The organism is Herbidospora sakaeratensis (assembly GCF_001570525.1).
In the GTDB taxonomy this organism is placed as follows: Bacteria; Actinomycetota; Actinomycetes; order Streptosporangiales; family Streptosporangiaceae; genus Herbidospora; species Herbidospora sakaeratensis.
In genome coordinates this window covers 154238-166806 of record NZ_BBXC01000016.1, presented here as the reverse complement: position 1 = coordinate 166806, position 12569 = coordinate 154238, and the positions used below count along the sequence as shown (strand labels likewise).

Genomic DNA, 12569 nt, shown 5'->3' with positions numbered 1-12569 from the left:
GCCCGGTGCAACTCCGGACCGCCCCTTGACTGCCTTGTCAGATCAGTTGGCCTGGCTCACGGTCGACATGTTGAAGTCGGGCACCCGCAGCGGCGGCATGATCGTACGGGTGAAGTAGTCGTTCCACTCGCGCGGCAGGGTCTGCGACGCCGCGCCGACCTCGGTGACCCGCGAGAGCAGGTCGACCGGCGACTCGTTGAACCGGAAGTTGTTCACCTCGCCGGTGACCTCGCCGTTCTCGACCAGGTAGACGCCGTCGCGGGTCAGGCCGGTGAGCAGCAGCGTCTGCGGGTCGACCTCGCGGATGTACCACAGGCAGGTCAGCAGCAGGCCGCGCTCGGTGGCCGCGATCATCTCCTCCAGTGACTTCCCGCCCGCCGGGCCCTCCATGATCAGGTTGTCGATCGCGGGGGTCTCGGCGAGGCCGGTGACCTCGGCCGAGTGGCGGGTCTGGATCAGGTTGGCCAGCTTGCCGTCGGCGATCCACCTGGTCTGGCCCAGCGAGAAGCCGTTGTCGAAGACCGACGACTCGCGGCTCGACGCGTGGGAGACGGTGAAGCCGCCGCACTCCACCCCGGCCCTGGCCGGGTCGCTGTAGAGGTCGATCGGCAGCTTGGCCAGCTCCTCGCCGACGCGGGTGCCGCCGCCGGGCTTGGAGAAGACGGTGCGGCCGTCGAAGGCGTCGCGGGCGCCCGCCGACCAGTACAGATAGATCATCAGGTCGGCCACCGCGCCCGGGGGCAGCAGGGTCTCGTAGCGGCCCGGGGCCAGGTCGACCCTGCGCTTGGCCCATTCGAGGCGCTGGGCCAGCGTCGCGTCGAGGGCCGCGATGTCGACGTCGGTGAAGTCGCGGGTGGCCGCGCCGACCCACGCCGAGCGGGTCATGTCGGGCGATTTGGCGTTCAGCTCCAGGCGGCCGGTCGGCTGGTCGTGCCGGCGGCGCAGGCCGGTGCTGGTGCCGACGAAGACCGAGTTGACCAGGTGTTCGGCGAAGCCGTAGAGCCGGCGGCCGCCGGCCTCGGCGGCAGCGAACGCCTCACCCAGCGCCGGCGCCAGGTCGCGGAAGACCGCGATCGAGGTCTCCTCGGCCGGGCGGTCCCAGTCGGCGGCGGCCTCTCCGGCCACCAGCGGGCGCGCGTCCTCCGACGGCTGCGCGTCACGCGCCGCCCGGTCGGCCGCGCCCACGACGTCGGCGATCTGGTCGGGCGTGACGCCCGACCGGGAGACCACCCCGGTGCCGCTGCCGGCGATCGAGATGACCGTCAGCCGCGAGCCCCGGGCCACCCCGTTGGTCGTCAGGGTGTTCCCGGCGAACCGGAGGTTCGCGGTGGTGTCCTCGTCGACGATGACGACGCGGTCGTCGGCGCCGGGCAGCGCCAGCGCGCGCTCGACTACTTCCTGCGGGGTCACTTGCCGCCCTCCTGCACCGTGTTGAGGATCTTCACACCGCGGAACCGGGCGGCCGGGGTGCCGTGGCTCACCGGGGCCACCTGGCCGGGCTGGCCCTTCCCGCAGTTGAACGCGCCGCCGAGCACGTAGGTCTCCGGCCCGCCGACGGCGTCCATCGAGCGCCAGAAGTCGGTGGTGGTGGCCTGGTAGGCGACGTCGCGGAGCTGGCCCGCGAGCCGGCCGTTCTCGATCTTGTAGAAGCGCTGGCCGGTGAACTGGAAGTTGTAGCGCTGCATGTCGATCGACCAGCTCTTGTCGCCCAGGACGTAGATCCCGTCGTCGACGCCCGCGATCAGTTCTTCGGCCGACGGGCCGCCCTCGGCGGGCTGGAGCGAGACGTTGGCCATGCGCTGGATCGGGGTGTGGCCGGGGGAATCGGCGAACGCGCAGCCGTTCGAGCGGCCCAGGCCCTTGAGCAGGGCCATGCGCCGGTCGAGCTGGTAGCCGACCAGGGTGCCGTCGCGCACGATGTCGAACCGCTGGCCCTGCACGCCCTCGTCGTCCCAGCCGACGGTGGCCAGGCCGTGGTCGGCGGTCCGGTCGCCGGTCACGTTCATGATCGGGGAGCCGTAGGCGAGCGTGTTCAGCTGGTCGAAGGTCGCGAACGAGGTGCCCGCGTACGCCGCCTCGTAGCCCAGCGCACGGTCGAGCTCGGTTGCGTGGCCGATCGACTCGTGGATGGTCAGCCACAGGTTCGACGGGTCGATCACCAGGTCGTACGTGCCCGCCTTCACCGAGGGGGCGGCCAGCTTCTCGGCCAGCAGGTCGGGCAGCTCGGCCAGCTCGGCCGGGAAGTCCCAGCCGGTGCCGGTCAGGTATTCGTAGCCCCGGCCCACCGGGGGCGCGAGGGTGCGCATGTCGTCGAAGGCGGCGCCCTCGGACTTCATCGCGGTCAGGGAGGGATGGACGCGGACCCGCTGCTGCGTGGTCACCGTGCCGGCCGAGTCGGCGTAGAACTTCTGCTCCTTGACCTGCATCAACGAGGCCGACACGTGGTCGACCCCCTTGGCCAGCAGGCCGGCGGACCAGTCGCCGAGCAGCGCGACCTTGTCGCGCAGCGGCACGTCGAACGGGTCGACGTCGTAGAGGGACACCCAGACGCCCTCGTGCACCGGCTCGGCGGCCAGCTCGACGGGCTCCCGGTTGAGGGGCGCGCTCACCTCGGCCACCTGGACGGCCTGCGCCGCCACCTCGGCCACGGCCTCGGGCGTGAGCGTGATGCCGCCGGCGAACCCCCAGGTGCCGTTCTTGACCACCCGTACGGCGAAACCGAGGTCGTCGGCGTCGCTGGAGCCTTCGAGCCGCGCGTCGAACAGGCGGAGCGTCTCGGCGCGCACCCGTTCGAGGCGGAAGGCGGCGAACTCGGCGCCCAGCTCGCGGGCCCGCTGGAGGGCGGCGTCGGCCAGCTGCCGCAGCGGCAGGGCGAGGAAGTCGGGATCGATCTGACGCATGCAGGGATCCTAGTCCGCGCCACGCGAGTCGATCTGGAGTAACCCCACCACGCCGCAGCCGCGATCTTGTCTCCGGCGGACAAGAGGCTACCTGCGGGTAACTAGTAACGTCGGGTACATGCCTCGCTCTGTACTCGTCACCGGCGGCAACCGCGGCATCGGCCTCGCGATCGCCCGGGAACTCTCCGCGGCCGGAGACCTCGTCGCCGTCACCCACCGATCCGGCCAGGCCCCCGAGGGCCTCTTCGGCGTCCAGTGCGACGTCACCAGCCAGGAGTCGGTCGACGCCGCCTTCGAGAAGGCCGAGGCCGAACACGGCCCGGTCGAGGTCGTCGTGGCCAACGCCGGCATCACCAAAGACACCCTGCTGGCGATGATGAAGGAAGAGACCTTCACCGACGTCATCGACACCAACCTGACCGGGGCCTACCGCGTCGCCAAGCGCGCCGTCCGCCCGATGCTGCGCCTCAAGCGCGGCCGCATCATCCTCGTCTCCTCGGTCGTCGGCCTCCTCGGCTCGGCCGGGCAGGCCAACTACGCCGCCTCCAAGGCCGGGCTGGTCGGCTTCGGCCGGTCGCTGGCCCGCGAGCTCGGCTCGCGGAGCATCACCGTCAACATCGTGGCCCCCGGTTTCGTCGAGACCGACATGACCGCAGTCCTCACCGAGGAGCAGCAGGCCGCCATCCAGAAGCAGATCCCGCTCGGCCGCCAGGCCAAGGTGGGCGAGGTCGCCCGCGTCGTCCGCTTCCTCGCGAGCGACGACGCCTCCTACATCACCGGGGCCGTGATCCCCGTCGACGGCGGCCTGGGAATGGGGCACTGACCATGGGAATCCTCGAGGGCAAGCGCATCCTCGTCACCGGCGTGCTGACCGACGCCTCGATCGCGTTCAGCGTGGCCAAGCTGGCCCAGGAGGAGGGCGCCCAGATCGTCCTCACCGGGTTCGGCCGCCTGAGCCTGGTCGAGCGCATCGCCAAGCGGCTGCCCGAGCCGCCGCCGGTGCTGGAGCTCGACGTCAGCAACACCGAACACCTCGACAGCCTGGCCGAGCGGGTCGGCGAACACCTCGGCGGGCTCGACGGGGTCGTGCACTCCATCGGGTTCGCGCCGCAGACCGCCCTCGGCGGCAACTTCCTCAACACCTCGTGGGAAGACGTCGCCACCGCCTTCCAGATCTCCACGTTCTCCTACAAGTCGTTGTCGATGGCCTGCCTGCCGCTGATGAAGCAGGGCAGCTCGGTCGTCGGCCTCGACTTCGACGCGTCCAAGGCGTGGCCGGTCTACGACTGGATGGGCGTGGCCAAGGCGGGGCTGGAGGCGACCAACCGCTACCTCGCGCGCGACCTGGGCAAGCACGGCATCAGGGCCAACCTCGTGGCGGCCGGCCCGCTGCGCACGATGGCGGCCAAGAGCATCCCCGGCTTCAAGGAGTTCGAGGACTCCTGGCCCGCCAAGGCCCCGCTGGGCTGGGATCTGGCCGACACCGTGCCGGCCGCGAAGGCGTGCGTCGCCCTGCTGAGCGACTGGTTCCCGGCCACCACCGGCGAGATCGTGCACGTCGACGGCGGCGTCCACGCCATCGGCGCCTGACCGCCTTTAGGCGATGCGCTGACGCCGGCGCGACGGCGACGGGAGCCCGGAGAGCGGCAGCGACTCCGGGCACATCGCCTCAAGCTCGTCCTTCCTGGCCCGCTTGATCCAGGCGACCCGCGCGGCCAGCACCGCCGACACCAGCAGCAGCGTCGTCAGCCCGGTCGCGACCGGGTCGTAGGCCTGCTTCGGCCGCACCGGCGCCTTGCGGGTGTCGCTCATCAGCTCGGGGATCAGCTGGCCCGGCCACAACAACGGCGGGGCCACCTCGTCGACGCGGATCGGCTCGGCGTCGGCGACCGGCGGGGGAGTCGGCTCCGGCGAGGCGGTGATCGACTCGCCCGTGGTGACGAACTGGGGGCGCGGCTCCGGCCGCCGCTCCCTGCGGGTCTTGCGCGGCGCGGCCGAGGCCGTGGCCGTGTCGGCAGGCTGCACCCGCACCGGTTCGGCGTCGAGCGTCGGCGCCGGGCTGTGGCCGCAGTCGAGCACGCAGGCGTCGACCGAACCGCCGTCGGAGGTTCCGGTCTCGACGCCGGTCGACGTCTCGGCCTTGTTGCCGTTGTTCCCGTTGTTGCCGTTCTTCGACTTGCCGTTGGCGTTGCCGTTGTTGCCGGGCTTGGTCTTCTCGTCGGAGGACGAGGAGTCGCTTCCGGTCACCCCGCCGACGACCTTGTCGACCGTGTCGGTGACGTCGTCGAGGCCGCCCTTGGTCACGTCGTCGACCACGTCGGTCGCGCCGTCGACGACCTTGCACAGGGTGTCGGTCACGCCCGGCAGCAGGCCGCCCCGGTCGCAGTCGGCGGCCCGGGCGGCCTCGGCCATGACCACGGGGAAGGCGGCGCCGATGGCCACGGCGAGAACGCCGGCGCCGAGGGCGGACGCGCGCCGTCCGATCCTCATGAGCCCCTCCCCAGTCACCGGCGGGCCCCCTCCCCTGTGGGCGCACCGCTCCCGTTGGCGCGCTCCAGTCTCTCTCCAACGCCCGGTGAATTTCGCGCTGAGTCGCCCTTCGGTATCCAGGTGTGATACGCGAGACCATTTCTCGTTCGGTTGAACCTTTCACCGGCCACCTGCTGCGGGCCGGGCCCCGAAGGCCCCCGCGTTGACGGCGCGCCCGGCCGGTCCGGACGATCGGGTCCATGCAGATCACCGCAGTGGTCCTCACCGCCGCTCTGCTCGCGGCCCCCGTGCCGACGACCTCGCCGACCCCGGGCCCGTCCGGTTATCCGATGGTCTGCCGGACCGGCCCGATCCCCCCGAGCCCGCCCGTGAACGCCCCGCCGACCGCGCCCGGGGCGCCGGTGGTCGTCTGGTCGTTCTTCAACGGCGCGGAGCTGCGCTGGGAGCCGTCGACCGACGATCACGGCGTGGCCTGCTACGAGGTCTACCAGGACGACGGCGCCAACGGGATCATCCGGGCCGTCTTCCAGGGGCCCAACCAGGGCTGGGTCAACCTCCCGACCCCCATCGGGACCCGGATCTATCCCGTCTACGTGGTCGCCGTCGACCGCTACGGCGTGCGCGGCGCCCGGTCGCCGGTCACCCAGGTGCGCATCAGCAACGACATCGTGCAGCCGCAGCCGAGCCGCCCGGTCGCCGCCCCGCTGAGCCCCACCAGCGTGCGCCTGTCGTGGACGCTGCCCTCCTACAGCTCACCCGCCACGGCCTACCAGGTCATCTCGGGCGGGCAGCTGCTCACGACGGTCCCGGGCACCACCGCGACCCTCACCGGGCTGACGCCGGGCACGCAGTACTCCGTCACGGTCCGCCCCATCTACGGGGACAACAGCTGGGGACCCGAGTCGCCGCCGGTGGTCTTCACCCCCAGCGCGCCCGCCGTGTCGTGCCAGGTCTCCTACTCGGCCACCACCTGGGGCCGCGGCATGACCGCGAACGTGGCGATCAAGAACACCGGCGACGAGCCGATCGAGGACTGGGCGCTCGCGTTCACCTTCCCCTCGGCCGGGCAGCAGCTCGAACGGGGCTGGTCGGCCGACTGGGCGCAGAGCGGCCAGCGGGTCACCGCCACCGGCGTGAACTGGAACAGGGACATCGCGCCCGGCCGGACCCTGTGGATCGGATTCAACGGTGAGCACACCGGCGCGAACCCCGCGCCGGCCGACTTCACCGTCAACGGCTCCGCCTGCGCCTGACCCGCAGGCGGCGTTCACCCGGGAGGCCCTGGGCGAGGTGTCACGACGACACGTCGTCCAGGGCCTCGCGGATCTCCCAGGGGAGCACGAGCGTCTCGGACTGCAGCACGCCCAGCAGCTGGGCGTGGGTGCGCGCGCCCACGATCGCCGAGGCGACGCCGGGCCGGTCGCGGACCCAGGCCAGCGCCACCGCGAGCGGCGAGGCGCCCAGGCCCTCGGCGGCGGTCACGCACGACTCGACGATCCGGCGCGAGCGCTCGTCGAGATAGGGCTGGATGAAGTCGGCGAAGTGGGGGGTGGCGGCGCGCGAGTCGGCCGGGATGCCGGTCCGGTACTTGCCGGTCAGCACGCCCCGCCCGAGCGGCGACCAGGCCAGCACGCCCGCGCCGACATGGGCGGCGGCCGGGATCAGCTCGTCTTCGGCCTCCCGCGCCACCAGCGAGTATTCGACCTGCGCGGCCACGATCGGGGCCCGGCCCGGCGCCGAGCGCTGGTGCACCCCGGCCGCCGCGAGCTGCCAGCCCGCGTAGTTGCACACCCCGGCGTAGGCGGCCCGGCCGGTCGAGACCGCGATGTCGACGGCCAGCAGGGTCTCTTCGAGCGGTACGTCGGGATCGAAGGCGTGCAGCTGCCATAAGTCGACCTCGTCGACGCCCAGGCGGTCGAGCGAGGCGTCGAGGGCGCGGATCAGGTGGCGGCGCGAGCCGTCCTTGCCGCCGGGTGTCAGGACGGCCTTGGTGGCGATCACCAGGTCTTCTCTGGGGACCACCTCTTTGAGCAGCCGGCCGATCAGCCGCTCGGCGTCGCCGCCCGCGTAGACGTCGGCGGTGTCGACCAGCGTGCCGCCCTCGTCGGCGAACGTCATGAGCTGGGCGGAGGCCTCGTCGGCCGACGTGTCGCGCGCCCAGGTCATGGTGCCGAGGCCGATGCGCGAGACCGACAGGCCGCTGCGCCCGACATATCGCTGATCCATTGCGAGTCAGAGTATCGTGTCCGAGGCTCTAAGCTGGCCGACCGTGAACGTCTTTGAGGCGGTCGTCCTCGGCATCGTGCAGGGGCTGACCGAGTTCCTGCCGATCTCCAGCTCGGCGCACCTGCTCATCGTGCCCAAGCTGGCGGGCTGGGAAGACCCCGGAGCCGCGTTCACCGCCGTCATCCAGCTCGGCACCATGCTGGCGGTGCTGATCTTCTTCTGGCGCGACATCCTGCGGATCACCGGCGTCTGGCTGCGCAGCCTGGGAAACCGGGAGCTGCGCGACCACCTCGACGCCCGCATGGGGTGGTACATCATCCTCGGCACGATCCCGATCTCGGTCGCCGGCCTGCTGTTCTCCGACGCGATCGAGGGCCCGGCCCGCAACCTGTGGCTCAACTCGGCCATGCTGATCGTGTTCGGGCTGATCCTGCTGGGCGCCGAGCAGTTCGGCCGCAAGGCCAAGCAGCTGTCCGACCTGGGGCTGAAAGACGGCCTCATCATCGGCGCGTGGCAGATGCTCCCGCTGATCCCCGGGGCCTCCCGCTCCGGTTCCACAATGACCGGGGCGATGTTCCTCGGCTACACCCGCGAGGCGGCGGCCCGCTACTCGTTCCTGCTGTCGATCCCGGCGGTGGTGTTGTCGGGCGTCTACGAGATGCGCCACGTCGGCGACGGCGGCGGCCCGCCCCTGGTCGGCACGGCCGTGGCCACGATCGTGTCGTTCGTCGTCGGCTACGCCTCGATCGCCTGGTTGCTCAAGTGGGTGGCGAAGAACTCGGTCAACATATTCGTGATCTACCGGGTGTTCGCCGGCACCCTGCTGCTGACCCTTCTCGGACTGGGCGTGATCACGGCATGACCACCCTCCTGCTGCTGCGCCACGGCCTGACGCCGCTGACCGGGCCGGTGCTGGCCGGGCGCGCGCCGGGCGTGCACCTCGACGAGCGGGGCCGCCGGCAGGCCGCCGACGCCGCCGAACGGCTCAGAGACGTGCGGCTCGACGCGGTCGTCTCCAGCCCGCTGGAGCGCTGCCGCGAGACCGTCGAACCTTTCAGCGCCGAAAACCTCCAGATCGACGACCGATTCGCCGAGTGCGACTACGGCGACTGGACCGGGAAGAAGCTCGGCGACCTCGCCAAGGAGCCCGAGTGGAAGGTCGTGCAGGCCCACCCGAGCGCCGCCGTCTTCCCGGGCGGCGAGTCGCTGGCCGCCGTCTCGGCCCGCGCGGTGGCCGGCGTGCGCGACTGGAACGCCCGGCTGGGGGAACGGGCGACCTATCTGGTCTGCTCCCACGGCGACGTGATCAAGGCGATCGTGGCCGACGCGCTGGGGTTGCACCTCGACCAGTTCCAGCGCATCAACGTCGATCCGGGATCGGTCACAGTCATCGAATACACCCCCATACGCCCCTTTCTTCGCAGACTTAACGACACCCGAAATTTCGGGCTTCCGGAGCCGCCTCCGGAGCACAAAGATGGGGGAGAAAACATCGCCGGGAGCGACGCCGCCGTCGGCGGCGGAGCCGGGACCACGTAAGGTCGGGGCTATGCCGGTCTTCGATTACGATCCGCCTGAGAGGTTCGTGGCCGGTGCCGTTGGGCAACCGGGCGCGCGAACCTTCTTTCTGCAGGCGAGGGCGCAGGGGCGCCTCACCACGGTGTCGCTCGAGAAGTTCCAGGTCGCCGTGCTGGCCGACCGGCTCGACGAACTGCTCGACGAGGTGCTGCGCCGCAGTGGCGGCCGCGCCCCCGTCCCGGCCGTGGCTCCCGGAGAGGTCTCCGACGAGGCCCCCCTCGACACCCCCATCGAAGAGGACTTCCGGGTCGGCACCATGGCCCTGGCCTGGGATCCCGACACCGCCCAGGTGATCATCGAGGCGCAGGAGGCCACCGCCGAAGAGGAGGAGGACCCGATCTTCGGCGATCCCGACCGGCCCGAGCCCGCCGTCCTGCGGGTGCGCATCAGCGCCGCCGCCGCGCGTGCCTTCAGCCGCCGCGCCCTCGACGTCGTGGCCGCCGGGCGGCCGCCGTGCCCGCTGTGCGGGCAGCCCCTCGATCCCGAGGGTCACATCTGCGTCAGGCTCAACGGACACCACCCCGGGGGACTCACCGCATGACCGCTGAGAACGCGGAAGAGGGGACGAAGCTCGACGACGCGGCGGCCATGCGCCTGCTGCGCGGCGGGCGGCTGGAGGTCGCCGGCCGTCTGGTCGAGGCCACCAACATGACCCTCTACTGCACGATCAGCGCGGGCGACCAGGTCGCGGCCTGCGTCTACAAGCCCGTGAAGGGCGAACGCCCGCTCTGGGACTTTCCCGACGGCACCCTCGCCGCCCGCGAGGTCGCCGCCTACGAGGTGGCGGTGGCCACCGGCTGGCGGCTGGTGCCGCCGACCGTCTACCGCGACGGCCCGTTCGGCCCCGGCATGGTCCAGCTCTGGATCGACGCCGACCCCGACGCCGACCTGATGGCCGTCATGCGCAGCCGCCAGCCCGCGCTGCGCCGCATGGCCGTCCTCGACGCCGTGATCAACAACGCCGACCGCAAGGGCGGCCACCTGCTGCCGCTGCCCGACGGCCACGTCTACGGCGTCGACCACGGCGTCTGCTTCTCCGTCGACACCAAGCTGCGCACCGTGTTGTGGCAGTGGAAGGGCCGGCCGCTCTCCCGCGAGGCGGTCTCGGTCCTCGTCCATCTCGATCAGGAACTGGAAAGAGGACGACTCGGACGAAGATTGCGCGAACTGCTCACCGCAGCCGAGGTGGAGGCGACGTGGAACCGGGTACGCAGACTGCTGGACACCGGAATTCACCCTTACCCCTCGGGCGACTGGCCCGCGATCCCCTGGCCCCCGATATAACTGCTTTCCCGGAGCCTCACTGAGCTGGACGTAACCCTTTATTTCCGGCACTCTGCATGAGTCTCTACCGATAGTGGAGGGAACGGGCATTGTGTACGGTCATCGTGAGCTTCGACCCCGATGCGGAGTCGCCGATCCTGCTGGCCGGGGTCCGCGACGAGTTCGTCAACCGTCCCTGGATGTCCCCCTCGGCCTACTGGCCCGACCATCAGGGCGTCGTCGGCGGCCGTGACCTCCTGGCGGGCGGCACCTGGCTGGCCCTCAACCCCGCCGCGCGGCGCGTCGCGGCCCTGCTCAACGGCCACGGCCTGCTCTCCGGCGCCCGCAACCGGGCCTCCCGCGGCGAGCTGCCGCTGCTGGCCGCCTCGGGCGGCGAGATGCCGCTGGTCGAGCTGACCCGCTACGACCCCTTCCACCTGCTGCTCGGCGGGCTCGACGGCGTCCGCCTCTGGACCTGGACGGGCGACAGGCTGTCTGAGGAGAAGTTGCGCCCCGGCACCCACGTCGTGGTCAACGCCGGGCTGCCCGACCCCCACGACAACGCCCGGGTGGCCCACTTCCAGCCCGCCTTCGCCAAGGCCCCCCGGCCCGGCCGGCCGGGCGGCGGGAGCCCCGACCGCTACTGGGGCGAGTGGCTCGCCCTCGCCTCCGGCGACGGCCTGCCCTACGAAGATCCGGCCGCCCTGCTGGTCCGCCACGAGCTGAGCGACGGCCGCCTGTTCATGTCGTTGTCGGTCAGCCTCGTCGCGCTGGCCGAATCGGGCGTGCGCTACGACTTCCTGCCGGCCCCTGACGACCCCCTCACCTGGCATCCGGTGGACATCCCGCGCGAGGCACGCGGATAGGCTCACACCATGCAATCGTGGTCTTCGTCGAACGTCCCCAGCCTGCCGGGCCAAGGTCACCCGCTCCGCCTCTACGACACCGCCGCCCGCGAGATCCGGACCACGGAGCCCGGCCCGGTGGCCCGCATGTACGTCTGCGGCATCACCCCCTACGACGCGACCCACCTCGGCCACGCGAACACCTACCTGGCCTTCGACCTGGTGAACCGCGCCTGGCGCGACGCCGGCCACGAGGTCCACTACACGCAGAACGCGACCGACGTCGACGACCCGCTGCTCGAACGCGCCCAGCGCGACGGGCAAGACTGGCGGGAGCTGGCCGAAGACCAGATCGAGCTGTTCCGCACCGACATGGCCGCCCTGCGCATCCTGCCCCCGGCCGAGTACGTCGGCGTCACCGAGGTCGTCGACCAGGTCGCCGCCCTCATCGAGCGGCTCGGCGAGGCGACGTACACGATCGACGGAGACGTCTACTTCGCCCGCACCGCCGCCCCCAAGTTCGGCGCGGTCTCCGGTTACGACGAGGAGACCATGCTGGCCCTGTTCGGGGAGCGCGGCGGCGACCCCGAGCGGCCGGGCAAGCGCGACCCGCTCGACTGGCTGCTCTGGCGGGCCGAGCGCCCTGGCGAGCCGTCGTGGCCCTCGCCCTTCGGCCCCGGCCGTCCCGGCTGGCACGTCGAGTGCACCACGATCGCGCTGAACAACCTCGGCGCCGGCTTCGACGTCTCGGGCGGCGGCACCGACCTGATCTTCCCCCACCACGAGATGGGCGCCTGCGAGGGCCACGTGGCGACCGGCGAGTGGCCGTTCGCCAAGGCGTACGTGCACTCGGGCATGGTCGGCCTCGACGGCGAGAAGATGTCGAAGTCGCGCGGCAACCTGGTGTTCGTCTCCAGACTGCGGCGGCACACCGACCCGATGGCGATCCGGCTGGCCCTGCTCGCCCACCACTACCGCACCGACTGGGAGTGGACCGACGCCGACCTCGCCGCGGCGGGCGACCGGCTGGCCCGCTGGCGCGCGGCGGTCGCCCGGCCGTCCGGTCCGTCGGGCGCCGACGTGCTGGCGCGGGTCCGCGAGCGCATCGCCGACGACCTCGACGCGCCCGGGGCGCTGGTCGCGATCGACGCCTGGGCCGCCGCCGAGGGCGACGACCCGAAGGCGCCGGAAGTGGTCCGCGACCTCGCCGACGCACTGCTCGGGATCGCCCTCTGATCGGTACGCTGCCGGTAGAGCGCCCCGATTA

General features: G+C 71.7%; 13 protein-coding genes. 9 read left to right on the top strand and 4 right to left on the bottom strand.

Annotated elements, in window-relative coordinates:
* Nucleotides 1-42 precede the first annotated feature (42 nt).
* Nucleotides 43-1410 (bottom strand): metallopeptidase TldD-related protein, encoded by a 1368-nt coding sequence (locus tag AW271_RS26505; protein WP_062340318.1) that lies wholly within the window; start codon nt 1408-1410, stop codon nt 43-45.
* Nucleotides 1407-2900 carry a TldD/PmbA family protein gene (locus tag AW271_RS26500; protein ID WP_062340317.1) on the bottom strand — a complete coding sequence of 498 codons (1494 nt, stop codon included), beginning with the start codon at nt 2898-2900 and terminating at the stop codon, nt 1407-1409. The genes AW271_RS26505 and AW271_RS26500 overlap by 4 nt, the downstream gene beginning before the upstream one ends.
* Nucleotides 2901-3018: 118 nt before the next feature.
* Here AW271_RS26500 and fabG point away from each other — a divergent pair, with 118 nt between their 5' ends.
* A complete protein-coding gene (fabG, locus tag AW271_RS26495; protein ID WP_062340316.1) occupies nt 3019-3723 on the top strand; it encodes a beta-ketoacyl-ACP reductase in 705 nt (234 codons plus the stop codon).
* Between the two features lie 2 nt (nt 3724-3725).
* A complete protein-coding gene (gene fabI, locus AW271_RS26490; RefSeq protein WP_062340315.1) occupies nt 3726-4490 on the top strand; it encodes an enoyl-ACP reductase FabI in 765 nt (254 codons plus the stop codon).
* A gap of 6 nt (nt 4491-4496) precedes the next feature.
* Here fabI and AW271_RS26485 read toward each other — a convergent pair whose 3' ends face one another.
* Entirely contained in the window at nt 4497-5390 is an 894-nt protein-coding gene (locus AW271_RS26485) for a hypothetical protein (RefSeq protein WP_062340314.1), read from the bottom strand.
* Between the two features lie 239 nt (nt 5391-5629).
* On the opposite strand from AW271_RS26485, the gene AW271_RS26480 reads away from it, so the two are divergent.
* Entirely contained in the window at nt 5630-6643 is a 1014-nt protein-coding gene (locus tag AW271_RS26480) for a cellulose binding domain-containing protein (protein ID WP_062340313.1), read from the top strand.
* Nucleotides 6644-6683: 40 nt separating this feature from the next.
* On the opposite strand, the gene AW271_RS26475 is transcribed toward AW271_RS26480, so the two are convergent.
* Nucleotides 6684-7616, bottom strand: coding sequence for an aldo/keto reductase (locus tag AW271_RS26475; RefSeq protein ID WP_062340312.1), 933 nt, complete (start codon nt 7614-7616; stop codon nt 6684-6686).
* Nucleotides 7617-7659: 43 nt separating this feature from the next.
* Between AW271_RS26475 and AW271_RS26470 the strand changes: the two genes are divergently transcribed.
* From AW271_RS26470 to mshC, 6 genes are all read left to right on the top strand, one after another.
* Nucleotides 7660-8478, top strand: a complete 819-nt coding sequence (locus AW271_RS26470) for an undecaprenyl-diphosphate phosphatase (RefSeq protein WP_174553120.1) — start codon at nt 7660-7662, stop codon at nt 8476-8478.
* Entirely contained in the window at nt 8475-9155 is a 681-nt protein-coding gene (locus AW271_RS26465; protein ID WP_062340310.1) for an MSMEG_4193 family putative phosphomutase, read from the top strand. The genes AW271_RS26470 and AW271_RS26465 overlap by 4 nt, the downstream gene beginning before the upstream one ends.
* Nucleotides 9156-9165: 10 nt before the next feature.
* Nucleotides 9166-9735 (top strand): DUF3090 family protein, encoded by a 570-nt coding sequence (locus tag AW271_RS26460; RefSeq protein ID WP_062340309.1) that lies wholly within the window; start codon nt 9166-9168, stop codon nt 9733-9735.
* Nucleotides 9732-10478 carry an SCO1664 family protein gene (locus AW271_RS26455; protein ID WP_062340308.1) on the top strand — a complete coding sequence of 249 codons (747 nt, stop codon included), beginning with the start codon at nt 9732-9734 and terminating at the stop codon, nt 10476-10478. Before AW271_RS26460 ends, AW271_RS26455 begins: the two co-directional genes overlap by 4 nt.
* 104 nt (nt 10479-10582) lie before the next feature.
* Complete coding sequence (locus AW271_RS26450; protein WP_245653206.1) at nt 10583-11323, top strand: NRDE family protein; 741 nt, start codon at nt 10583-10585, stop codon at nt 11321-11323.
* A gap of 9 nt (nt 11324-11332) precedes the next feature.
* Nucleotides 11333-12538, top strand: coding sequence for a cysteine--1-D-myo-inosityl 2-amino-2-deoxy-alpha-D-glucopyranoside ligase (mshC, locus tag AW271_RS26445; RefSeq protein ID WP_062340306.1), 1206 nt, complete (start codon nt 11333-11335; stop codon nt 12536-12538).
* The last annotated feature ends 31 nt before the right edge of the window (nt 12539-12569 follow it).

What these genes read in the sequence shown, in the direction of transcription:
- AW271_RS26500 (WP_062340317.1), bottom strand. Translation starts at nt 2,900, where the DNA reads ATGCGTCAGATCGATCCCGACTTCCTCGCCCTGCCGCTGCGGCAGCTG.
- fabG (WP_062340316.1), top strand. Translation starts at nt 3,019, where the DNA reads ATGCCTCGCTCTGTACTCGTCACCGGCGGCAACCGCGGCATCGGCCTC.
- fabI (WP_062340315.1), top strand. Translation starts at nt 3,726, where the DNA reads ATGGGAATCCTCGAGGGCAAGCGCATCCTCGTCACCGGCGTGCTGACC.
- AW271_RS26485 (WP_062340314.1), bottom strand. Translation starts at nt 5,390, where the DNA reads ATGAGGATCGGACGGCGCGCGTCCGCCCTCGGCGCCGGCGTTCTCGCC.
- AW271_RS26480 (WP_062340313.1), top strand. Translation starts at nt 5,630, where the DNA reads ATGCAGATCACCGCAGTGGTCCTCACCGCCGCTCTGCTCGCGGCCCCC.
- AW271_RS26475 (WP_062340312.1), bottom strand. Translation starts at nt 7,616, where the DNA reads ATGGATCAGCGATATGTCGGGCGCAGCGGCCTGTCGGTCTCGCGCATC.
- AW271_RS26465 (WP_062340310.1), top strand. Translation starts at nt 8,475, where the DNA reads ATGACCACCCTCCTGCTGCTGCGCCACGGCCTGACGCCGCTGACCGGG.
- AW271_RS26460 (WP_062340309.1), top strand. Translation starts at nt 9,166, where the DNA reads ATGCCGGTCTTCGATTACGATCCGCCTGAGAGGTTCGTGGCCGGTGCC.
- AW271_RS26455 (WP_062340308.1), top strand. Translation starts at nt 9,732, where the DNA reads ATGACCGCTGAGAACGCGGAAGAGGGGACGAAGCTCGACGACGCGGCG.
- mshC (WP_062340306.1), top strand. Translation starts at nt 11,333, where the DNA reads ATGCAATCGTGGTCTTCGTCGAACGTCCCCAGCCTGCCGGGCCAAGGT.